At 64.1% G+C, this 21,107-nt stretch carries 22 protein-coding genes and 2 tRNA genes; 14 read left to right on the top strand and 10 right to left on the bottom strand.

The window, feature by feature from the left end; all coding sequences use genetic code 11:
- Positions 1-43: 43 nt before the first annotated feature.
- Positions 44-1,051: an XdhC family protein gene (locus tag E2E27_RS13990; RefSeq protein ID WP_141460133.1), complete on the top strand. Its 1,008-nt coding sequence runs from the start codon at positions 44-46 to the stop codon at positions 1,049-1,051.
- On the opposite strand, the gene E2E27_RS13995 is transcribed toward E2E27_RS13990, so the two are convergent.
- Genes E2E27_RS13995 through E2E27_RS14005 form a run of 3 tightly spaced genes read right to left on the bottom strand, consistent with a single transcriptional unit; the run spans position 964 to position 4,318 of the window.
- Entirely contained in the window at positions 964-1,560 is a 597-nt protein-coding gene (locus tag E2E27_RS13995; RefSeq protein ID WP_141460134.1) for a nucleotidyltransferase family protein, read from the bottom strand. The genes E2E27_RS13990 and E2E27_RS13995 overlap by 88 nt on opposite strands.
- Positions 1,557-3,824, bottom strand: a complete 2,268-nt coding sequence (locus E2E27_RS14000) for a xanthine dehydrogenase family protein molybdopterin-binding subunit (protein ID WP_141460136.1) — start codon at positions 3,822-3,824, stop codon at positions 1,557-1,559. Before E2E27_RS14000 ends, E2E27_RS13995 begins: the two co-directional genes overlap by 4 nt.
- Complete coding sequence (locus E2E27_RS14005) at positions 3,824-4,318, bottom strand: (2Fe-2S)-binding protein (protein WP_234036065.1); 495 nt, start codon at positions 4,316-4,318, stop codon at positions 3,824-3,826. The genes E2E27_RS14000 and E2E27_RS14005 overlap by 1 nt, the downstream gene beginning before the upstream one ends.
- A 195-nt stretch (positions 4,319-4,513) precedes the next feature.
- Between E2E27_RS14005 and E2E27_RS14010 the strand changes: the two genes are divergently transcribed.
- The 7 genes from E2E27_RS14010 to E2E27_RS14040 all read left to right on the top strand — a co-directional run bounded on the left by E2E27_RS14010 (position 4,514) and on the right by E2E27_RS14040 (position 10,383).
- Complete coding sequence (locus tag E2E27_RS14010) at positions 4,514-5,383, top strand: HpcH/HpaI aldolase/citrate lyase family protein (RefSeq protein ID WP_141460138.1); 870 nt, start codon at positions 4,514-4,516, stop codon at positions 5,381-5,383.
- A 74-nt stretch (positions 5,384-5,457) separates the two neighbouring features.
- A complete protein-coding gene (locus E2E27_RS14015; RefSeq protein ID WP_141460140.1) occupies positions 5,458-5,871 on the top strand; it encodes a holin family protein in 414 nt (137 codons plus the stop codon).
- Positions 5,872-6,090: 219 nt separating this feature from the next.
- Complete coding sequence (locus E2E27_RS14020) at positions 6,091-6,531, top strand: type II 3-dehydroquinate dehydratase (protein ID WP_141460142.1); 441 nt, start codon at positions 6,091-6,093, stop codon at positions 6,529-6,531.
- Positions 6,532-6,638: 107 nt separating this feature from the next.
- Positions 6,639-7,157, top strand: a complete 519-nt coding sequence (gene accB / locus E2E27_RS14025; RefSeq protein ID WP_141460145.1) for an acetyl-CoA carboxylase biotin carboxyl carrier protein — start codon at positions 6,639-6,641, stop codon at positions 7,155-7,157.
- A gap of 4 nt (positions 7,158-7,161) precedes the next feature.
- On the top strand, positions 7,162-8,514 hold the full coding sequence (gene accC / locus E2E27_RS14030) for an acetyl-CoA carboxylase biotin carboxylase subunit (RefSeq protein ID WP_141460147.1): 1,353 nt from the start codon (positions 7,162-7,164) through the stop codon (positions 8,512-8,514).
- A 14-nt stretch (positions 8,515-8,528) separates the two neighbouring features.
- Positions 8,529-8,885 (top strand): hypothetical protein, encoded by a 357-nt coding sequence (locus tag E2E27_RS14035; RefSeq protein ID WP_141460149.1) that lies wholly within the window; start codon positions 8,529-8,531, stop codon positions 8,883-8,885.
- A gap of 187 nt (positions 8,886-9,072) precedes the next feature.
- Positions 9,073-10,383: an NAD(P)/FAD-dependent oxidoreductase gene (locus E2E27_RS14040; protein WP_141460151.1), complete on the top strand. Its 1,311-nt coding sequence runs from the start codon at positions 9,073-9,075 to the stop codon at positions 10,381-10,383.
- 7 nt (positions 10,384-10,390) lie between these two features.
- On the opposite strand, the gene E2E27_RS14045 is transcribed toward E2E27_RS14040, so the two are convergent.
- The 3 genes from E2E27_RS14045 to E2E27_RS14055 are packed head-to-tail and all read right to left on the bottom strand — an operon-like array spanning position 10,391 to position 11,705.
- Positions 10,391-10,777 carry a hypothetical protein gene (locus E2E27_RS14045; RefSeq protein WP_141460153.1) on the bottom strand — a complete coding sequence of 129 codons (387 nt, stop codon included), beginning with the start codon at positions 10,775-10,777 and terminating at the stop codon, positions 10,391-10,393.
- A 23-nt stretch (positions 10,778-10,800) separates the two neighbouring features.
- Positions 10,801-11,247, bottom strand: coding sequence for a GFA family protein (locus E2E27_RS14050; RefSeq protein WP_234036066.1), 447 nt, complete (start codon positions 11,245-11,247; stop codon positions 10,801-10,803).
- Complete coding sequence (locus E2E27_RS14055; RefSeq protein WP_068862764.1) at positions 11,244-11,705, bottom strand: Lrp/AsnC family transcriptional regulator; 462 nt, start codon at positions 11,703-11,705, stop codon at positions 11,244-11,246. The genes E2E27_RS14050 and E2E27_RS14055 overlap by 4 nt, the downstream gene beginning before the upstream one ends.
- 273 nt (positions 11,706-11,978) lie before the next feature.
- On the opposite strand from E2E27_RS14055, the gene E2E27_RS14060 reads away from it, so the two are divergent.
- The 5 genes from E2E27_RS14060 to E2E27_RS14080 all read left to right on the top strand — a co-directional run bounded on the left by E2E27_RS14060 (position 11,979) and on the right by E2E27_RS14080 (position 17,231).
- Positions 11,979-13,712 (top strand): histidine kinase dimerization/phospho-acceptor domain-containing protein, encoded by a 1,734-nt coding sequence (locus E2E27_RS14060; protein WP_141460155.1) that lies wholly within the window; start codon positions 11,979-11,981, stop codon positions 13,710-13,712.
- 32 nt (positions 13,713-13,744) lie between these two features.
- On the top strand, positions 13,745-14,746 hold the full coding sequence (locus E2E27_RS14065) for a polysaccharide deacetylase family protein (protein WP_141460157.1): 1,002 nt from the start codon (positions 13,745-13,747) through the stop codon (positions 14,744-14,746).
- Between the two features lie 75 nt (positions 14,747-14,821).
- Positions 14,822-14,894, top strand: a tRNA-Ile gene (locus E2E27_RS14070).
- A gap of 24 nt (positions 14,895-14,918) precedes the next feature.
- A tRNA-Pro gene (locus E2E27_RS14075) sits at positions 14,919-14,995 on the top strand.
- Positions 14,996-15,290: 295 nt separating this feature from the next.
- Positions 15,291-17,231 carry a site-specific integrase gene (locus tag E2E27_RS14080; protein ID WP_141460159.1) on the top strand — a complete coding sequence of 647 codons (1,941 nt, stop codon included), beginning with the start codon at positions 15,291-15,293 and terminating at the stop codon, positions 17,229-17,231.
- Positions 17,232-17,361: 130 nt separating this feature from the next.
- Here E2E27_RS14080 and E2E27_RS14085 read toward each other — a convergent pair whose 3' ends face one another.
- The 3 genes from E2E27_RS14085 to E2E27_RS14095 all read right to left on the bottom strand — a co-directional run bounded on the left by E2E27_RS14085 (position 17,362) and on the right by E2E27_RS14095 (position 19,964).
- Positions 17,362-18,852, bottom strand: a complete 1,491-nt coding sequence (locus E2E27_RS14085) for a DUF262 domain-containing protein (RefSeq protein WP_181443456.1) — start codon at positions 18,850-18,852, stop codon at positions 17,362-17,364.
- A 114-nt stretch (positions 18,853-18,966) separates the two neighbouring features.
- The gene (locus E2E27_RS14090) at positions 18,967-19,716 is read right to left on the bottom strand and encodes a 3'-5' exonuclease family protein (protein WP_141460163.1); all 750 of its coding nucleotides are present in this window, start codon (positions 19,714-19,716) and stop codon (positions 18,967-18,969) included.
- A complete protein-coding gene (locus E2E27_RS14095; RefSeq protein ID WP_141460165.1) occupies positions 19,716-19,964 on the bottom strand; it encodes a hypothetical protein in 249 nt (82 codons plus the stop codon). The genes E2E27_RS14090 and E2E27_RS14095 overlap by 1 nt, the downstream gene beginning before the upstream one ends.
- Positions 19,965-20,166: 202 nt before the next feature.
- Between E2E27_RS14095 and E2E27_RS14100 the strand changes: the two genes are divergently transcribed.
- Complete coding sequence (locus E2E27_RS14100; RefSeq protein ID WP_141460167.1) at positions 20,167-20,349, top strand: hypothetical protein; 183 nt, start codon at positions 20,167-20,169, stop codon at positions 20,347-20,349.
- A gap of 42 nt (positions 20,350-20,391) precedes the next feature.
- On the opposite strand, the gene E2E27_RS14105 is transcribed toward E2E27_RS14100, so the two are convergent.
- The gene (locus E2E27_RS14105) at positions 20,392-20,916 is read right to left on the bottom strand and encodes a hypothetical protein (RefSeq protein WP_141460169.1); all 525 of its coding nucleotides are present in this window, start codon (positions 20,914-20,916) and stop codon (positions 20,392-20,394) included.
- Between the last annotated feature and the right edge of the window lie 191 nt (positions 20,917-21,107).

The raw sequence follows: 21,107 nt of genomic DNA on the forward strand, positions 1-21,107 counted from the left end.
GGTTAGTCTGGGCCGCGCCCTCTTCAGGAAAGCCCCTTCGCCCATGAGCCGCTGGCATCTTGCCGCCCCTGTCGACGATATCCGCGAGGCGCTGCTCGCTTGTGCAACCCTGCCCGAACGCTTCGCGATTGCCACGCTGGTGACGGTCGACGGCTCGGCACCGCGCGATGTGGGCGCGCAGATGCTGATCACGGCGGATTCGCACTGGGGCTTCCTGTCGGGCGGCTGCATCGAGGATGACGTCGCACGTCACGGCCGCGAGGTGCTGGCCGAAGGCGTGCCGCGCCTGCTGCGCTATGGCGAAGGCAGTCCGTGGATCGACATCAGGCTCGCCTGCGGATCGGGGATCACCGTGCTGGTCGAGCCGGTCGCGAGCGACGAGGCGGCGGTGACGGCATGGCTCGACGCGTGGCGCGCGCGCCGCCCGGTGCTGTGGTCGAGCGACGGGGTAACGCGCACTGCCGACACAGCGCCTGATGAATCTGTCGCCGCCAGCTGGGACGGCACCCGCTACACGCGCCTCTTCCGCCCGCCACTGCGGCTGGTGCTGATCGGCGAGGATGGCGCGACGCTGAGCGCCGCTGCGCTGGCCCGCGACATGGGCTGGCAGGTGGCGCTCGTCACCCCCGGTGGGCCCGAGGCTGCGCCGTGGGAGGGCCTCGCCTATCACCGCAGCGCCCCCGCCAGCGCTCTCGCCGAAATCAGCATCGACCGCTATACCGCCATCGCGGTGCTCTCGCACGATCGCGAGGATGACGAGGCCGGCCTCGCGGCGGCTCTGCAATCCGAAGCCTTCTATGTCGGCGCGATCGGCGCGCGGGTGCGGCTCGATCAGCGCATGGCGCGGCTGCGGGGGCATGGGGTGAGCGAGGCGGCGCTGGCGCGGCTTCATGCGCCAATCGGCCTGTCGGGCTTTTCCAAATCCCCGCGCGATGTCGCCCTGTCGCTGGTGGCCGAGGTCGCTCAGGCCTTCCACGCGGCGACGGCGGCGGCGAGGTCTTCGGGCGTGTCGATATCGAGCAGCACGCCGCTGTCGGCGGTCTCGACATAGGCCACACCCTCGCCGCGCGCCGCGAGCAGCACGGTGGCACCCCGGTCGCCTTCCAGCGCCAGCAGATCGCCGAATGCCGCGCGGGTGAAGGCGACGGGATGTCCGGGCTTGCCCTCGCAGCGCGGTCTTGCCGCATAGCCCGCCTGCGCCGCCGCCGTCACAAGCGTCGGGCTCAGCGCCGCCGGCACCAGCGGCATATCGCCGAGGAAGATGCACACGCCCTCGCTGTGGGGGTCGAGCGCAGCGATGCCGGTGCGCAAGGTTGCCGCCATGCCTTCTGCCCAGTCAGTTGCGAGGATTATGGACACATCGGCACCCGCAAGCGCGCGCTTGATTGCCTCGTCCTCCGCCCCGGTGACGGCAATCACTTCGGCAAATCCAACACCCACGATCCGGTCCGCCACTCGCCTGATCACCGGCGCGCCAGCCAGATCGGCGAGCAGTTTCCTCCCGCCAAAGCGCCGCCCCGCCCCGCCAGCGAGGACCAACGCCGACCAGCGAGCGATCACGCCCGTGCTTGCGTCAGCACCGGCAAATTGCGGATGCGCTTGCCCGTCAGCGCCGCGAGCGCATTGGCGAGCGCGGGGCTTGCGGGCGGCAGGCCCGGCTCCCCGATCCCGCCGGTCTTCGCGCCGCTGTCGATGAAATGCACGTCCACCACAGGCGGCGCATCGGCGAGCTTGAGGATCGGATAATCGGTAAAGTTGCTCTCCACCACCGCGCCCTGGTCGAGCGTCACCTGCTCGCCCATCGCCGAGGACAGCCCCATGATAAGGCCGCCGGCAATCTGCGCCTCGGCGTTGAGCGGATTGATGGTGGTGCCGCAATCGACCACCGCGAAGGCGCGCACCACCTTGGGGGTGCCGTCGTCTTTCAGCGCCACCTCGACCACTTCGGCGACGATGGTGTCGAAGCTTTCGACAATCGCGATCCCGCGCCCCGTGCCTTCCGGCAGCGGCGTGCCCCAGCCGGAGCGCTTGGCGACTTCATCGAGCACCTTCTGGTGGCGCCCGCCCTCGGGCAGGTGCTTGCGCCGGAACTGGTAGGGGTCTTCGCCCGCCGCCGCCGCCAGCTCGTCCATGAAGCTTTCGGTGTAGAACCCGATCTGCGTCGCATTGACCGAGCGCCACGGGCCGTCGATCTGGTTCGACTGATAAGCAAAATGGCGGCGCGCGGTGGCCGGGATGTCGTAGATGAAGGGCACCTCGCCCTCGGCATTGCCGCTTTGCACGTAATCCATCTGCATCGCGGTGATCGCGCCATCCTTGAGGCTGGCCTTGAGCGCCGCCGAGGATTGCGGGCGATAGGTGCCGTGGCGCACCTCCTCCTCGCGGCTCCAGATCAGCTTGACGGGGTAAGGCACCTGCTTGGCCAGCACCGCGACCTGATCGATGATCTCAACCAGATCGGGGAACCGCCGCCCGAAGCCGCCGCCCATGATCATCGGGTTGAAGACGACCTTCTCGACATCGAGCCCCGCGGCCTTCGCCGCCTTGGTGCGCGTGCTGAGCGGGTCCTGCAAGCCGCCCCACAAGGTGAGCGTGCCATCCTTGTAATGGCCGGTGAGCGCGAAGGGCTCCATCATCGCATGGTGCAGGAAGGGCACCTTGTACTCGGCCACGACCAGCTTGACGTCGTTCGCGCTGAAGGCTGCGCCGACATCGCCCGCGCCGCCCTCGTTGTCGGGCTTTTCGGCGGTTTGCCGCAGCTTGGCCTGCGCGGCATAGACCGCGGCGGTGGAGACCGCGGCGTTACCGCCGTCGCTCCACTTGGGCGCGAGTGCATCGAGGCCCTTCTTCGCCTGCCAGTATCCCTTGCCGACGACGATCACCGCGTCGGGCAGCTTCACGACCTTCTCGACACCCTTGACCGCCATGGCGGGGGCCTCGTCGACGCTCTCCAGCGTGCCGCCGCGCACCGGGGCCATGGCGATGGTGGCGACGCGCATGTCCGGCAGCGTGAAGTCGATGCCATAGACCGCCGAGCCATCGACCTTGGCGGGAATGTCGCGCCGGAACACGTCCTTTCCGATCAGCGTCCACTGGTCGGGGGTCTTGAGCACCGGATCGCTGGCGAGCGAACGCTCCGCCGCGCCTGCCGCCAGCTCGCCATAACGCAGCGACTTGCCCGAGGCGGCGTGGGTGACCACTGAATTGGCGGTGGTGAGTTCGCTCTCGGGCACGCCCAGCCGGTCGGCCGCTTCCGCGACCAGCGCCGCGCGCACCGCCGCGCCGGTGCGGCGCATCGCGACCTCGCCGGTGAAGCGGATCGCCGAGGAGCCTCCGGTGATCATCAGCGGCATCGAGCGCGCCATCATCCCGATCACGGCATCGGGGATCAGCCCGGCGGCAAATTCGCCCGTCATGGTCGGCAGGAAACCCTTGGCCAGCGCGGTGTTGGCGAAGGCCATGTCCGCCGGGGCCTGCGCGATCGTCACCTTGTCCCAATCGGCATCGAGCTCGTCGGCGAGCATCTGGCCGAGCGCCGTGTGCGAGCCCTGGCCGAAGTCGATGTGGGGCGAGAAGACCGTTACCGTGTCGTCCTCGGCGATGGTCATGACGGAGCCGAAGGCGTGCCTGCCCTCGCCGCCGATCAGCGCATTGGCGCGCGCTTTCGCGCTGCTGTCGGTCCACCACACGCCAAAGATCCCGCCGCCCACCACCAGCGCGGAACCGGCGAGGAAGATGCGACGCTTGACGCCCTTCTTCTTGGGCTTGGCTGCGGGGGCATCGGTTTCCGGGTAATCGAGATCGGGGCTCGGATTGTCGGCCATCACGCGGCTCCTTCGGCTGCGGCAGCGGCGCCGGTGGCGGCGTTTCCAGTCGCGGCCAGGATCGCCTTGCGGATACGCGGATAGGTGCCGCAGCGGCAGATATTGGTCATCGCCTCGTCGATCTGCGCGTCAGTCGGCGCGCCGACCTTCTCGATCAGCGCAACGGCGGCCATGATCTGGCCCGACTGGCAGTACCCGCACTGCGGCACCTGCGCCTCGATCCAGGCCTGCTGTACCTTGTGGAGCGTGCCGTCGGCGGCCTTCAGCCCCTCGATCGTGGTGACGGACTTGCCTGCTACCTCGCCCACCGGCAGGCTGCACGAGCGGGTGAGGTTCCCATCGACATGCACCGAGCACGCCCCGCAGGCGGCGACGCCGCAGCCGAACTTGGTCCCGGTCAGCCCGAGATCGTCGCGCAAGGCCCAGAGCAGCGGCGTATCGGGTTCCGCCTCCACGCTCACAGGTTTGCCGTTGACGGAAAATGCGATGGCCACTGGCGGCTCCCCCCGCTGATTTGATGGTCGGTCTCGTATAGCAACGGACAGGCCCGCGCGCCACTTGTAAAGGCCCCGTGCGGATGGCCTCGGGCAAATGACGCAGGCTTGCAGGGCGCGCGCCCGCTTCGTAAGCGCTGAGGCAACGACGAGAGGATTGCCCCGATGGCCCACAATGCCCCTTCCCTGCCAAAAATGCGCTCATGGCTGTTCGCGCCGGGCGACAGCGAGAAGAAGATGGGCAAGGCGATTGCCGGGCCTGCCGATATCGCGCTGCTCGATCTGGAGGATTCGGTCGCGCCCGAGAACAAGCCCGCCGCCCGCGCGATGGTGTGCGACCAGATAAGCGCGGGAGAGAATGCCGCGCGGCTGTGGGTGCGGATCAATCCGGTCGGCACGCCTGCCTGCATCGCCGACCTGGTCGCGGTCATCCCCGCGCGCCCCGGCGGGGTGTTTCTGCCCAAGGCGGAAGGTGCCGCCGACATCACCCGGCTGCACCACTACCTCACCGCGCTGGAAGCCGCGAACGGCATACCGCAGGGCCGCACGCTGATTGCTGCGCTTGTGACCGAAACGGCTGCCGCGATGTTTCGTACCGGCGATTATGCGGGCGACTATCCGGGCCGCGAGCGGCTGGTGGCGATGAGCTGGGGGGCGGAGGATCTCTCCTCGGCATTGGGCGCGCGCGAGCAGCGGGGGCCGGACGGGGAATACTCGCACACCTATGAAATGGCGCGCAGCCTGTGCCTGATCGGCGCAGCGGCGGCGGGGGTGGCGGCGATCGAAACCGTGCAGCCCGAATTCCGCGATCTCGAGGCTTTGGCGGCCCGCGCGCGGCGGGTGCGGGCGCAGGGGTTCCGGGGGATGCTCGCGATCCACCCCGCACAGGTCGATCCGATCAACGAAGCCTTCACGCCCAGCGCCGAGGAACTCGCCCATGCCCGCGCGGTGGTGCAGGCCTTTGCCGACCACCCCGGCGCGGGCGTTGTTGCGCTGGACGGCGCGATGCTCGACCGCCCCCATCTGGTGCTGGCCCAGCGATTGCTTTCCGAGGCGGAGGCGTAATAGGATAAATCATTTTCCTACTCTAACCGATTTGGTCATTCCTGTGCGCGAATCACGCCATAGGAGCACGCAGCATGGCCCTCGTCGACATTCTCATCGGCCCCATCGCCTCGATCATCGACAAGATCATCCCCGACAAGGAAGCGCAGGCGCGCGCCAAGCTCGAACTGATCGCGCTCGAGGGCACGCAGGAAATGAAGATGATCGAGGCGCAGCTGCAGGCGATCGTCGCCGAGGCCAATTCCGCCGACCCCTGGACCAGCCGCGCCCGGCCGAGCTTCCTCTACGTGATGTATATCCTGTTGCTCGCCGCATTGCCGATGGGATTGCTCAGCGCCTTCCACCCCGTCGCCGCACGCGACATTGCGGCGGGGATGAACGCCTACCTCGCAGGGCTCCCCGAACCGCTCTACGCGCTCTTCGGCACCGGCTACCTCGGCTACACGGCGGCGCGGCAGTGGGGGAAGGTCAAGGGGGTGGACCGGTAAGGCGCCCGCCGAATGTCAGCGCCAGCGCCCTAACAGCAATTGTCACGGGCACCGCTGAGGCCTTCTGCTAGAAGCGCAGCGCGACCCGAGGAGCCGGAGGCTCCAGCCTTTATGCCCCCGCCCGCAAGGCGGGGGCATTTTTTCATGACGCTCCGCATGATGACGGCCTCTCGCCGATGCCCCTTCCCCGTCTGAGCGCCGCAGGCTAAGCCCAGGCCCATGACCAACCTCGTCTATGTCCTCAACGGCCCCAACCTCAATCTTCTCGGCACGCGCGAGCCGGAGATCTACGGCACCACCACGCTCGACGACATCGCGGGGATGCTTGAGGACCGCGCCCGCGAACTCGGGCTCGAAATCGAGATGCGCCAAACCAATCACGAAGGGATGCTGGTCGACTGGCTGCACGAAGCGCAGGCCGAGGGTGCGCGCGCGGTGCTGCTGAATGCGGCGGCCTATACCCACACCTCCATTGCGCTGCTCGATGCGATCAAGGCGATCAAAACCCCGGTGGTCGAGGTGCACCTGTCCGATCCCAAGACCCGCGAGCCCTTCCGCCACCTTTCCTATGTCGGGATGGGCGCGGCGCTGACCGTCGAAGGCCACGGCGCGGCTTCCTACCGCATCGCGCTCGAAGCCGTAGCGTCGGGGCGGGTCTGATCCGTCACGGGTCTTTCACAATTTCCCGCCCTTGCCACTTGCCAGCCGCAATTCGCGGCAATAGTCCCGCGCGTCATACGGGCGTAGCACCATAACAAGGGACAATCATGGCAAACGACGCTGGCCAATCCGGCAAGGCAAACGGGCGCAAGTCGGGCATGAACATCGACACCGCGCTGGTGCGCGAGCTGGCCGAGCTGCTCAACGAGACCGGCCTCACCGAAATCGAGGTCGAGGATGACGACCGCAAGATCCGCGTCTCGCGCGGGGCCGTGGCCGCCGCCGCGCCGGTCTATGCCGCAGCCCCCGCCCCGGTTGCCGCCGCGCCTGCGCCCGCTGCCGCCGCTGCACCCGCTCCGGCAGAAGCGGCCGCGCCTGCCGGGCCCGACATGACCAACGCCGTCAAGTCGCCGATGGTCGGCACCGCCTACCTGACCCCCGAGCCGGGCGCCGCGCCCTTCATCGCCGTCGGCAAAGCCGTGAAGGAAGGGGATACGCTGCTGATCGTCGAGGCGATGAAGGTGATGAACCCGATCACCGCCCCCCGCTCCGGCACCGTGACCGCGATCCTGATCGAAACGGCCCAGCCGGTCGAATTCGACCAGCCGCTGGTGGTGATTTCGTAAGCTCATGGCCATCAAACGCATTCTGATCGCCAACCGCGGCGAGATCGCGCTGCGCATCCACCGTGCGGCGCATGAAATGGGGATCGAGACGGTTGCGGTGCACTCCACCGCCGATGCCGACGCGATGCACGTCCGCCTTGCCGACCACGCGGTGTGCATCGGCCCACCGCCTGCGGGCGAGAGCTATCTCAACATTGCCAACATCATTTCGGCCGCAGAAATCGCGCAGTGCGATGCGATCCACCCGGGCTACGGCTTCCTGTCGGAAAACGCCAAGTTCGCCGACATCGTCGAAGCGCACGACATCATCTGGATCGGCCCCAAGCCCGAGCATATCCGCACGATGGGCGACAAGGTGGAGGCCAAGCGCACCGCAGGCGCGCTGGGCTTGCCGCTGGTGCCCGGCTCCGACGGCGCGGTGTCCGACTTCGATGAGGCGCGCAAGATCGCCAAGGAGATCGGCTACCCCGTGATCATCAAGGCCGCTTCGGGCGGCGGCGGGCGCGGCATGAAGGTGTGCGAGAGCGAAGACAAGCTCGAAACCCTGATGCAGCAGGCCGGCTCCGAGGCGAAGGCCGCTTTCGGTGACGCCACGGTCTATATCGAGAAATATCTCGGCAATCCGCGCCACATCGAATTCCAGGTGTTCGGCGACGGCAACGGCAATGCGATCCATCTGGGCGAGCGTGATTGCTCATTGCAGCGCCGCCATCAAAAGGTGCTGGAGGAAGCCCCCTCCCCCGTCATCAGCCATGAAGAGCGGATGCGGATGGGCGAGGTCTGCTCCAAGGCGATGCGCGACATGGGCTATCGCGGCGCGGGCACGATCGAGTTCCTGTGGGAAAACGGCGAGTTCTACTTCATCGAGATGAACACCCGCCTGCAGGTCGAACACCCCGTGACCGAGGCGATCACCGGAGTCGATCTGGTGCGCGAACAGATCCGCATCGCCGAAGGCAAGCCGCTGTCAGTGACGCAGGACGAGCTCGAATTCACCGGCCACGCAATCGAATGCCGGATCAACGCCGAAGACCCCTTCACCTTCGCGCCCTCGCCCGGCCTCGTCACCTATTATCACCCGGCGGGCGGGATGCATGTGCGCGTCGATTCAGGGCTTTACGCCGGATACCGGATCCCTCCTTATTACGATTCCATGATCGCCAAGGTGATCGTCTACGGCCGCAACCGCGAAGGCTGCATCATGCGCCTGCGCCGCGCGCTCGAGGAAATGGTGGTCGAGGGGCCGAAGACCAATATCCCGCTGCATCAGGAACTGCTGCGGCAGGATGATGTGCTCAACGGCGACTATTCGATCAAGTGGCTGGAAAAGTGGCTGGAGGAACGGTCGGCGGAGTAAGGCCGCTCAGTTCGATGAAAACCGATCCGCTGCGTTCGCCGCTTTTCACCCCGACAGCCACGGGGTTTGCCCTGGGTCTGATGATCGAGGTGGCAGCGCTATTTCTTGCCGTCATCTCGGCGGGCGCGGGACACGGCAGTTACGCCGCGGCCCGCGCACTGTTTCCTGTGCCGATGCTGACCACGCTGCTCGAAGGTGACAGCATCGGGCCGCTGTCGATCACTCTGGCGCTGGCCCAGTTTCCGACCTTGGGCGCGCTGGCAGGGTATTCGCTTGCTCGCGCACGCCTTACACCGCTTGTCGTGGTGGGCATCGTGCATCTGGTCGCAATGCTGGCAGCGTTCTCGGGGACCCTCCCGAACTTTTCCTGACTGCCGCGTCGACGCAGAGACCCCACCAAACTCGCAGGAACCCTTTGCCGTCTCATGCGCTGTGGCTTTCATGTTGCACCGCAACATGAGTTCCGCCGCGCTACGTTGATTTGACGCGCAATTGTTTGCGGCAGAGGCTAACACGGCCTCGGGATTGCGTCGCACGGTCGTGCCAAGGAGTGCCTGAATGAACCGCAAGACCCAGATTGTCGTCGTCGGCGGGGGCGCGGGCGGGCTTGAGCTGGTCCGCCGACTTGGCGCCAAATACGGGCGCAAGCGGCACGACATCATCCTCGTCGACAAGAACCTCAGCCACATCTGGAAGCCGCTGCTGCACGAGGTCGCCGCCGGGTCGCTCGACGCGAACCTGGACGAGGTCGGCTATCGCGGGCATTGCCACCGCTGGGGCTACCGCTTCTTTCAGGGCAGCCTCGAAGGGATCGACCGCGAAGCCAAGACCATCCGTCTCGCCCCCGTGAAGGACGATGACGGCAGCGAGCTGATCGCGGGCCACACCATCCGCTACGATATCCTCGCGCTGGCGATGGGTTCGGTCTCCAACGACTTCGGCGTGCCGGGGGTGAAGGAGCATTGCCTCTACCTCGACAGCCGCGAACAGGCCGACCGCTTCCGCACCCGTCTGCTCAACCACTGCCTGCGCGTCAGCCGGGCGATGATGAACGATGCGAGCGCGGACGAGCAGGTGCGTGTCGCGATCGTCGGCGGCGGGGCGACCGGGGTGGAGCTGGCCGCCGAGCTATACAATGCAGCAGGCGCCTTGCGGCACTACGGGCTCGAGGTGTTTGACGAGAGCCGGATGCATGTAACCCTGCTCGAAGCAGGCCCGCGCATCCTGCCTGCCCTCCCCGAAAAACTCGCCGCCGCTGCCAAGCACGAGCTGGAAGTGCTCGGCGTGGATGTGCGGCCCGGCGTGCAGGTCGTCGAGGCCCGCCCGCGCCAGCTCGTCACCGCTACAGGCGAGACGATCGAAGCCGATCTCATCGTCTGGGCGGCAGGGGTCAAGGGTGCGGATTTCATCTCTGGCCTTGGGCTGGAGACCAACGGCCGCAACCAGATCCTCGTCACCGACACGCTTCAGACCACGGTCGATCCGTGCATCTATGCGCTGGGCGACTGTGCCAGCTACACCCCGCCGGGCGAGGATCGCCCCGTACCCCCGCGCGCGCAGGCCGCGCACCAGATGGCGGCGACGGTCTTCGCGAATATCGTGCGGATGCAGCAGGGCCGCGCGCTCACGCACTTCACCTATCAGGACAAGGGCTCGCTGGTGTCATTGAGCCGCTTTTCGACCGTGGGGAGCCTGATGGGCAACCTGATCGGCGGCAGCATGGCGATCGAGGGGCGGCTGGCGCGGTTCATCTACACCTCGCTCTATCGCCTGCACCTGATCGGCATCCACGGCTGGGTGAAGGCGACCTTCCTGATGCTGGTGGGCCGGGTGAACCGCATCGTGCGGCCCAAGCTGAAATTGCACTAGGCGCGCGTCAGAAGTCGATCTTCAGTCGCAACTCGCCGCCATTGGCGTTGAAGCCGCCGACGGGCGTGTTGTGGAGATTCGCCTGAGCTTCCGCCGTCTCCGAAAGCTTGATCCGCGCGCGCGGGATCGCGTTGCCGAAACCGTCATCGACCGGCCCGATCACGGGGCCAAGACGCGGCGAAGGGCCGGTGACCGCACAGACCACAATCTCTGAGGTGAGCGGATCGGCGGGTTCGTCGATGCATTCCTCCGCGGGCGGTGGTGGGACAAGCCGGGTGAGGTCAATCACCACGGAACCATCTGCCCGCTCGGCGATCACCGGCGCGGCGGCGCTCACATCGTTCTCGTTTGGGGCGGCGAGGTCAGGCGCTTGGGGCGGCGGTTCGTCGATCATGCGGCACACCCCTCCCCTCGCGGTCAATCGAAGCTGAACCCCTGAGCTGTCGCTTCGGCGATCACTTCGGGGCCCGTCAGCATCGGGCTTTCCTGAACAATATCATACCAGTCGGGTTTTTCATCGACGAAAATTTGCTGCTCGATCCCGAAGCCGGGCGGCAGGTCGAAGAGGCCGGCGAGGAAGCTGCGGTTGCCAGTCGGCAAAAACCGATACCACAGGTTGCTGCCGCAAGTGCCGCAGAAGGCGCGCTCGGCCCATGGGCTTGAGCGGTAGACGGTCACCGCATCCTCGCCCGCGACCTCGGCGGCCTCGCCCTTGACACCAGCGTAGAATGCCCCGCCCCAGCGCTGGCACATGGCGCAGTGGCAGATATCGACCTCGGCATGCATCGCCGTGACGATAATCGTGACCGCTCCGCACAGGCAGTGCCCGCGCACCGGCTCCGCGAGGCGCCGGGCCTCACTCACAGGGGAACACCGGGTTCCTGCTTGGCGGTGCGGATCGTGAGCGAGGTCTTGACGCTTTCCACATTGGGCGCGGGCGTCAGCTTGCCGGTCAGGAATTCCTGAAAGCTCTGCAAGTCCTTGCTGACGATCTTGAGGATGAAGTCGATCTCGCCGTTGAGCATGTGGCACTCGCGCACTTCGGGCAGCGCACGCATATGCTCTTCGAACTCGCGCAAGGAACTTTCGGCCTGGCTCTTGAGGCTGACCATCGCGAAGACGGTGATCGCAAAGCCGAGCTTGGACGGGTCGAGATCGGCGTGATAGCCGCGGATCACGCCATCTTCTTCAAGGCCCCGCACACGGCGCAGACAGGGCGGCGCGGTCAGGCCGACGCGCTGGGCGAGTTCGACATTGGTGACGCGGCCTTCTGCCTGCAATTCCGCCAGCAGACGGCGGTCGATATCGTCGAGATTGGCCACGTGGCTTAAGCTCCCCCGGCGCAAGGTGCCGGGCCGGAGGGCGAGGCAGGCGCGCTGTGATCCCAAAGAAACATGTTGCGCGCTCCATGGCCCGCTTGGCTAATATTATTAGGTCTGCCAGCAATTGTCCCGCTTTGCAACGCACCTTTCGCGTCAGACTGTGACAAATGCTCCAGCCTGATAAGACGGCGGGGCCTAAGCCGACTATAGCGGCGCTGCACCCGCCCGCGACGCGCGCGATTCGCGCCGCCTGCGTGCCTTGAGGAGATTTGCGTGTTTTTCGACGACCGACTTGCCACCGTGCTGCGCCAGCGCGCCATGGGCGAGGGATCGTTGCGCACGCAATATCGGCAATTGCTCGACCTGCTCGGTCGCAGGCGAGTCCATGCGCCGGGCGACGATCACAGCCTGCTCGCGGCCGCCTGGCTGCGCATGGATGCGCTGGCCGAGGTGATCCCCGCCGAAGCGCGCGCGCGGATGATCCGCGAGCCCGGCTGGCGCTTCCAGAGCCCCGATCTCGCCTCGCATCTGGCCGATCACGAGCCCGAGGTCGCCGCCGCCGCGCTGACCCGCGCCGATCTCGCCAGCGAGGATTGGGCCGCGCTGATTCCGCGTCTGCCGGTGCGCGCGCGCGGGTTCCTGCGCTTGCGCCGCGACCTGCCGGTCGATGTCGAGGCGCTGCTGGCGCGGCTGGGAGTGCATGATCGCGGCCTGCCCGCGCCCGCGCCCGTTGCCGGCGATGACAGCGCGCGCGGTTCGTCGGAAGCGGTGCCGCAGCTGACGCCGGCCCCTCCCCCACCCCCCGCCCAGCCGATCCCGCTTCACCGCGCCCCTGCCAGCCGCCGCGACCGCGACGAGAGCGGGCGAACCGAAATTTCCGCGCTGGTCGAGCGCATTGCCCAGTTCCGGCGCAGCCGCGGCGACAACCCCACCGAACTCGAGCAATCCCCCCGCCTGCCGCTCGGCGAGTTGACGCAGCGCCCCGATCGCACGCTGTCGAGCTTCGCATTTGCCGCCGACACCGCCGGGCGGATTAACTGGGCCGTCAGCGAGGCCGCGCCGATGGTGGTCGGTACCCGCCTGTTCGGTGCGGATGACGCGATCGCCCGCGCCTTTGCCCGCCGCCAGCCGGTCATCGGCGGCGCGGTGAGCCTTGCGGGCGCACCGGCCATCACCGGGGAATGGAGCCTCGATGCCGAGCCGCATTTCAGCGCGGACGGGCACTTCACCGGCTATCTCGGGCGGCTGCGCCGGGTGCCCGATCCGTCGTCCCGCACCCTCGGCCCCGAAGCGCGCGAGGCCGATCGCATCCGCCAGCTGCTCCACGAGTTGCGCACGCCCGTCACCGCCGTGCAGGGCTATGCCGAGGTCATCCAGCAACAGCTGTTCGGCCCGGCCCCGCACGAATACCGCGCACTCGCCGCCGCCATCGCCGCCGATGCCGCGCGCATCCTTTCCGGGTTCGAGGAACTCGACCGGCTGGCGCGGCTCGAGACCGGAGCGACGCGGATCGAGCCGGGCGAGACCGATCTGGCCGCGCTGGTGCTGCGTACTACTGCGCAGCTCGATCCGGTACTGGCCCCGCAGGGTGCCGGGCTCGACCCCGCTTTCGGGCCCGAGGCTGCGCTCATGACCGGCCTCGACCCCGAGGATGCCGAGGCGCTGGTGTGGCGGGTGCTCGCCAGCCTCGGCGCGGCCTGCGGCGCGGGCGAGCGGATCAGCGTGACGCTCGGATCGCTGACCGGGCCTGCCGGACAGGCGCTGGCGCGGCTGGCGTGCCAGCTTCCTGCAAAGCTGGCGGCAGCAGACAATCTCTTCGCCGCCACCACCCGCTCTGCCGAGGGCACGATCAATGCGGGATTGTTCGGCACCGGCTTCGCCCTGCGCCTCGCCCGTGCCGAAGCGCGCGCCGCCGGCGGCGGGCTGAGCCGGGATGGCACCGACCTGATCTTGACGCTCCCTTTACTTCGCGAGACTATCATATCGGCAGATACAGCCGAGGCCTGAGGGATCGCGACCGGGAGGCGCAAGTCAGGGGGATGACGACAGGTTCGATGCTCGAGGTGCCGCCCGCCGGGCGCAGCGCTCGCTTTGCGCCCGGCTTCGGGCGGCGGGTTCTGCTGACGGTCGACACCGAAGAGGAATTCGACTGGCGTGCCCCCTTCCGCCGCGACGGCTATGGATTGAGCCACCTCGCTGCGCTCCCGCGCTTTCAGGCCTTTTGCGAAGGGATCGGCGCGCATCCGGTCTATCTGGTGGACTGGCCGGTGGTGAACGAGCCCCGCGCCGTTGCGATCATCGGCGATGCAGTGCGGCGCGGTGTGGCCGATGTCGGCGTGCAGCTCCACCCCTGGGTCAACCCGCCCTTCGAGGAGGAGGTGAGCGAGCGCAATTCCTTCGCCGGGAACCTTCCGCCTGCGCTGGAAGCCGCCAAGTTCACCGCCTTGTGTGACGCGATCGAAACCGCATTCGGCACCGCCCCGATGATCTACCGTGCGGGGCGCTACGGGCTGGGCCCGCACACCGCCGAGCTGCTCAAGCAGGCGGGAATCCGGGTCGACACCTCGGTGCGCCCGCTGTTCGATTACAGTCACCAGGGCGGGCCCGATTACAGCAATCACCCGCTCGCCCCCTACTGGGCCGACCCCGAAGGCACGCTGCTCGAACTGCCGGTGAGCAGCACCTATGCGGGCCTGTTGAGCCCGGTCGGGCCGCTGATCCACCGCGTGCAGCGCCACCTGCCGACCATCTATTCGGGCTTTTCGCGCGCCGGTCTGCTCGAACGTATCGCGCTCACCCCCGAAGGGGTGTCGCGTGACGAGGCGCTGCGCGGGATCGACATCCTGCTCGAAAGCGACCTGCCGTTGCTGGTGCTCTCGTTCCACAGCCCCACCCTCGCGCCGGGCCACACGCCCTACACAAGGACCGAGGCCGATGTCGAAGCGCTCTATGGCTGGTTCGAAGCGGTCTACGCGCATCTCGCCGTGTGCGGGATAGCGAGCTGCACCGTGGCCGAAATCATCGCGGCTGCGGGTCGTTAGAGCGCTTGTATCCCCGCCGCGCGCACAGTAGAGGCGGGGCTCGTCCTGTCTTCCGGAACCTTGCGCGCAAGCCAGGGGCCTGTAGCTCAGCGGTTAGAGCTGGCCGCTCATAACGGCTAGGTCGCGGGTTCGAATCCTGCCGGGCCCACCGGAAGGGCGATGAGAAAAGTGTCGGGGAGTGGCGCAGTCCGGTAGCGCGCTTGCTTTGGGAGCAAGATGTCGCAGGTTCGAATCCTGTCTCCCCGACCACTTTTCACGCAAATGACTGTTCTGAAACGGCTTTCCCTAGCCGGTTCAGACCGCCTAGCCAACGACGTGGGCAATGAGCTAGCCATTTCCTAGCCAACCCCGTTCAGGAAAGGCGCCCGAGCCGGCCTCCGACAAGGAGCCGACGATGGCAACCATACCCCACACCTACATCCAGTCAGGCCGATACTATTTTCGCCGCCGGGCTCGGTTAACCGAATCCCTACACGCCCACGTTACCCTTGCGCTGGGCACGCGGGAACCTGCGCTTGCCCGCCACCGGGCAGCATCCCTGTCCGTGCGCTTCACCGAACTGACCGGGAGGGTTGCAATGTTCATCGAGCGTGGCGATCGCCTGACTCAGGCGATGATCGACGAGATTTTCGACGCCGAGCTGCGCTCCTGCCTCGACGATCTCCTCCTCGGGTTTCATGCGGCTGATAACCCTCAGGCGGTTGCAAGCGCATATCGTACTGCAGCGGCTGCCTTCCGGCTGGCACAGCGACCGGCGGCAGCTCGCGAAATCGGCAGTGCGGAACGAGAGCGGTTGCTGTCGCAAGGCTTCGATGACGTCACCGTTGAAGGCGTAGCGGCGGATCTGGATCGTTACGCCCATCCCGAGCATGTGCCGGAAGCGATGATCGAGGAATGGATCGCTGCCTTCGGCATGCTCCCAAGCCGGGCAAGCTATGGCGCGATTGCTGCTATCATCACTCGCGCGCAAGGGCGCGCGCACGAGTTAGCCTCGCGCTATCTTGATCCCGAGGTTCAGGACGCGATCGATCCAGCTGCCTTTTTGGCGCAGCGGGCCAAGGATGAGAGCTTCCGTCCCACGGGACTGGCGGGTGCATTGCCGATCACCAGCCGGGTGCCGACAACCCCTACGTCCACAGCGGCTGCAGTTCCGGCTGCCGCTCCCCCTCCCGAACCAGCACCCGCCCCAAAGGCCAACAGCCGCTTCCTCGTTCACAGCACGCGTCGGTTCAGCGAGGTGATTGACGAGGTCGCCGCTGCAATGAAGGCGGAAAAGCGATGGACGGGCGACATCAGCCAACAAGTGCGCGTCATGCGCAGCTTCGCATGGATCACCGGCGATAAGGCCCTTGGCGATTACACGCACCTTGATGTGGGCGAGTTCAAGAAGGCGCTGCAACTGCTGCCCAAGGCGTTCCAGTGGCACGATCACTTCGGCCAGCCCTACCCTGCGGTCGCCAAGAAAGTCGCGGCCGAGAAGGCTGCCTACGAGCGCGCCCAGGACAAGTCGAAGCTGAAGCCCTTCGTCCCTCGCCAGGCAGTCACGATCAATCGTGACCTCTCCTATATGTCGACGGTGGCCCAATACCTTGCGCAGAACGAGTGGGCACCACTCATCCCGAACACTGATGTGCTAAACTTCACCAAGGCACTGATCCGTAACGCCAAGCCAACGGGCAAAACCCCGGTGAGGCCGCCGTGGAAGGTCAGCCAGCTTCGCGAGCTGTTTACGGCGCCGGTGTGGACCGGTGGCCGTGGACACCTTGAGCGCCTTTATCCGGCCCCACCGGAAGATGTTTATCAAGACGCTGGCTACTGGCTCCCGCTCCTGCTCTATTATTCGCACGCCGCCCTGAACGAGATTGCCGGTCTGAAGCTCGACGAGGTCAGCCTCGGCACGCCGGTCCCCTTCGTGACCGTGAAGAACAACAACCTTCGCGGCACCGACGACGAATTGCGGGGTGAGAAGCGTGCTGCACGTGGACGCGATATCCCGCTTCACCGGGAAATCATGCGCTTAGGGTTCCGCACCTATGTCGAAGCCATGCGCAAGGAGGGCCATGCCGCTCTGTTCCCGGAGTTGTGGATCAACAGCCGCAAGAATGGCGGCGCGCAATTCCGCGAGCGAGCTTGGGTGCAACTGATGGCATGGGCCCGGCAACGCATGACGTTGCCGACCGGGCTCAACGGGAAACGGGTCGACCTCCACAGCATACGCAAGACTGGCAGCGGCTTCTACGCCGTCGAGAATGTGCCTGACATTGTTCGTGCCGACATCATGGGCCACGCGCGGACGGGGACGAACGGCTTGCACTACAGCTTCCGCGAACTGAGCGAGGATCAATACGTCGCGCTTAGTGAAGCCCGCGAACTGATGGAGGGTCGCATTACGGTTATCACAGATCATCTGCAACCGCAGGCGCTGAAGGTCCTTCCGCTGCCGCATCGTAGCCGCTTTGGTGCGCCTCCAAAGAAGCGCGCCTGAGCAAATAATCAAAACGGGTGGTCGTGACGCCACGACCACCCGCATTGTTCAAGCCGCGACCGCCAGCTGATCGGCAACCTCTTGCTCCAAATGGAGCTGGGGCCACCTCGGTATCTCATTTGAAAATTCGCTACCCTCCAAGATTCACAAAAATTTCAGCCAGATCATCCTTAATTGCCCGTAGCAATGACAATTGAAGCAAAGGAAATTGTGAAGGTGCAGCAACGACAGGTGAAGCAACACCTGAATATTTCTTAAACGTTTGACCGTGGACCAACTTCTTTTTCGTGACAGAACTTGCCTTCCCATGATCAACATCATGCTGCAATTCTGTTCGAAGTGTATTTACGTCCTTGAAAGATTGAGGCTTATCATTAATTTTTGAACCCGGACCTTCCCAAAATAGAAAATAAAGGTTCTCTACAAATTCTTTATATTCAGAATATGAACTGATTGGCTCACCGATAGCAACCTGAGCTTGTACTGTTTTGTTCGTTGCCTTGAACAAATCACTTCCGCTTTTCGCTGCAAAGGCACTATTTATTTCGACTACCAGCGACCTCAAATTTTTAGCAACACTTGCGATTTCACCAGAAAAATCAGCAGCGGCTATCGCGGTCGCATCCACACTAGTCAGGAACGAAGGGTCAAATTGAAACAACTTTCGAAGCAACACTTGATCTCGTATTACTGGCCCAGATTTGATATTTGCATTGATACTTTTTTGGAACGCGATCAAATCAGAGTCTGTTGCTGATTGACCTTTTTCGACTTGCGCACTTAGTTCACTGACGAAGAATTTTGCGAATTCTGCGATAGTGCCCTCCTTTCCTTTAAGCGCGCCCTTCTCCTGCAAATGACAAATCAACGAAATAAAAGACTGCGTCAAAGATCTGCTTCGGAAAGCTGGATATTTATCAGGAATCGAAGCAGCCAAAAAGTCCAGCGACGATTTTATCCTCACAGCGACTTGCGACTTTTCGGAAAAGTTCTTTTGTGCTTCGAAAACTTGCCGGACATCCTCGTATCGCAACCCAGCACCGAACCCCTCAACTTCAAGCGTCGCAACTTTTGCTACGACATCGAAATGAGCATACCGCTTGTTATCAAATGCAACTTTATTTTTGAAGAATTCGTGCTTTGCCATATTCTTGCAAAACGTCTTCAATTTGCTGGGAATAGCATTTAATTTTTCGCTTGAGTTAAGCTGCAAACCTGATTGAAGTCTTTGAAAAAATTCCATAAGCTCTTCATCAGTAGCATCTTCAATTATATCAAAATCTATTTTAAAATCGTCAACAGCGTCAGATATATTATCTGGCAATCCCTTATAGTGTTTAGAGCCAAATTCTTTCGCCATCTTATCACTCAAAGATAGTTCGCCCGAAAGAAATTCAAATATGGTTGCAAGTCGCTGCTGTCCATCGACAACCTCATATGTTACTGGCTCAGTCTTCGATGCCACAAAATAAAATTTGGGCAACTTCCAGCCTCGAAGGATTGAGTCGATCAGCAACTGCTTTCGAGATTCTTCCCAGACCTCTTCGCGTTGCCAGTCAGGGATCTCGTAGCGATCCCGGCGCTTGAAGACTTTGTCCAACTCTCGGCGGTCAGATTTCATATGCATACTTAACACCTCGCCGCTCAGAAGTTGCCGCTTTAGTGTTCCCCCAAGGACCGGGGCCGAACAGTTTGGCGAAACGGGTGGTTGTCTCGCGACGACCACCCGCCTTTGTCAAGCAGCGATCGCCAGCTGATCGGCGACCTCTCGCTCCAGCTGGCGCTGATAACGGCTCAGGACCGCCTCGAGCCGGTGCTCAGGCTGCCTTCTGCGGAATGCGGCGATGTGAGCGATCGCGGCGGTTGCATATCGAATGCCGTTGCTTCCCTGCGCGCACAGCCAGGCAGACCACACCAAGGCGAGAAGCAGCGCATCTGCTTCAACGTGCTCGCGCAACTGCTGCCATTCGCACGGGTTCGTTGGCACCGGCACGTCGGCTTTAGACGACACCAGTTCGAGCGGGATACCGAGCCGGATAGCGATCTGGGAAAGGTGTATCCACGACTTCCCCCTGCCCTTCAACAGCAGGCCAAGATCCGTATGGCGCTTATCCCAGCGGCCCTGAAAGTCGAGAAGCTGGTACGGTAGCCGGACCCCTGCGGTCATTGCGGCGAGACTGAGCAGAGGCACGTCAACGCCCAAGCTGCCGTATCCGACCAACGTGTGCTGGTCTCGTGCCCGCAGGAAGTGGCAGAATTGCTCGAGCATCCGCCCCTCGCCGCCCCAGTCAGCCTGCACCCACGAGGCGTGATCCTCAATCGTAAGTGTGCCCGCCTCGTCGAAACTGAAGGAATATGCGGTCAATGCGACCACTTCCTTCACTGCCATCGCCCTCCGATCAGACGCTTTGTCGAAGGAGCGGTGGGCATGATACCAATCATTGCGCCAAGCGTATTCGGCGTCGAAAATGATGAACTTGCCCATCAGAATTCCTCCGTCGCACCAAAGGCCCCGATTGGCGCTGCCTTCCGCAGCGCCTTCCACGCCTGGAATCCTGCGGCCAGACGAACGCGATCCGGTTCACTCACTGCGCTGAACAGATGCGCCAGAAAAAGCGCCTTTGCTTCCTCCTCCGACCGGCGAGCCCTCTCGGCAATCAGATCGTGTGGGCTTGCTCGAAACAGGCCGAAATATCGTGATACCCAGTCGAGCGTTTGTTCAGGCAGGTTCACGGCGCGAACGTCTAGGTCGCCCCGTAACCCCCGCAAAGCCCCCGCGTCGGTTGGGTTTGGCATCGGTCTGCCAGCCGTAAGATGGCGCACGAGGCCACGCGGCATCCGCGGGTTCCGGATGATGACCGTGGCGCCTAGTGGGACGAGCTGTGCCACGTGCGCTAGAGCCTGTTCAGGCGAACAGGCTGGCGGAACGGTGGCCATGCGTGTGTCAAAGCGGGTCGACAATGTGTCGTCCGTGGCGGTGAATGCGGCAGCGCAGACAATCCTGCTGCTTGGCGCCAATTCGGTGGCGGTGCGAATAATGGCGAGCGCGCAGGTCGTGGCGGTCGCAGGTGAATATGTCATAATCTATTACCTCAAACGAAAGCGGCGGCGACCTTGAAGGTCACCGCCGCAGGGAAAACTAGGATGGATCCGGTCGCGATCAGCGAGCGCCAACATGCTGATGGTAGGCGCCCAGCTGGTGAGCCCTGAGGGAAGCAGTGTAAGCGGGAGGGTTGATCAGCACCCTGTCGAATTCAGCGGCCGCGGCTGCGATGCCGCCGCGGATGGCATCTGGCGAAGGAGGTGTGGCACGCACGAGACGGTCGGTGCGAAATTCCCATGCCTCCTTCCGATCCATGGACACGAGCACCGCCGGCTTTCCTGACGTCAACGATACCACATCAACGTTGCGGGCCTTAGCTTGCCCGTCTTCGGTGGTGATCAGCACGAGTTGCGGGCCTGAAGTGCCGACCTTGCGCTTTTCGAATACAGCCACAAGCACATCAAGCTTAGCCAGCGATGCTGTCTGCATCAGTTGATCAAACGCAGGATCCCTCTCAATCATGCACGCTGATGCCACAGTAAAGCGTGTGCCTGATCCTGGAGGAGGCAGCCGCATCAGCGACGCCAGAGAGGCTGCGACCAAGCGGTGTATCATCGCTTCAGGTTGTTCAGATTTCATCATAAGTCCTTCGGTTTTAATCCGCCGCTCGCGATAAGGAACTTTTCCTTTCTGCCGGACAGATCACCGTCCTCTTCCCCTTGCTTGGTATTTCTGAATAATAATCCTATACCTATAGCATGAGCCATGCACCGAATCAGAATCCGAGTCATATCGAAGGGGACAATTCCCTATCGATCGATGGCGTTCATGCT

Source organism: Porphyrobacter sp. YT40, from assembly GCF_006542605.1.
Taxonomy (GTDB): Bacteria; Pseudomonadota; Alphaproteobacteria; order Sphingomonadales; family Sphingomonadaceae; genus Erythrobacter.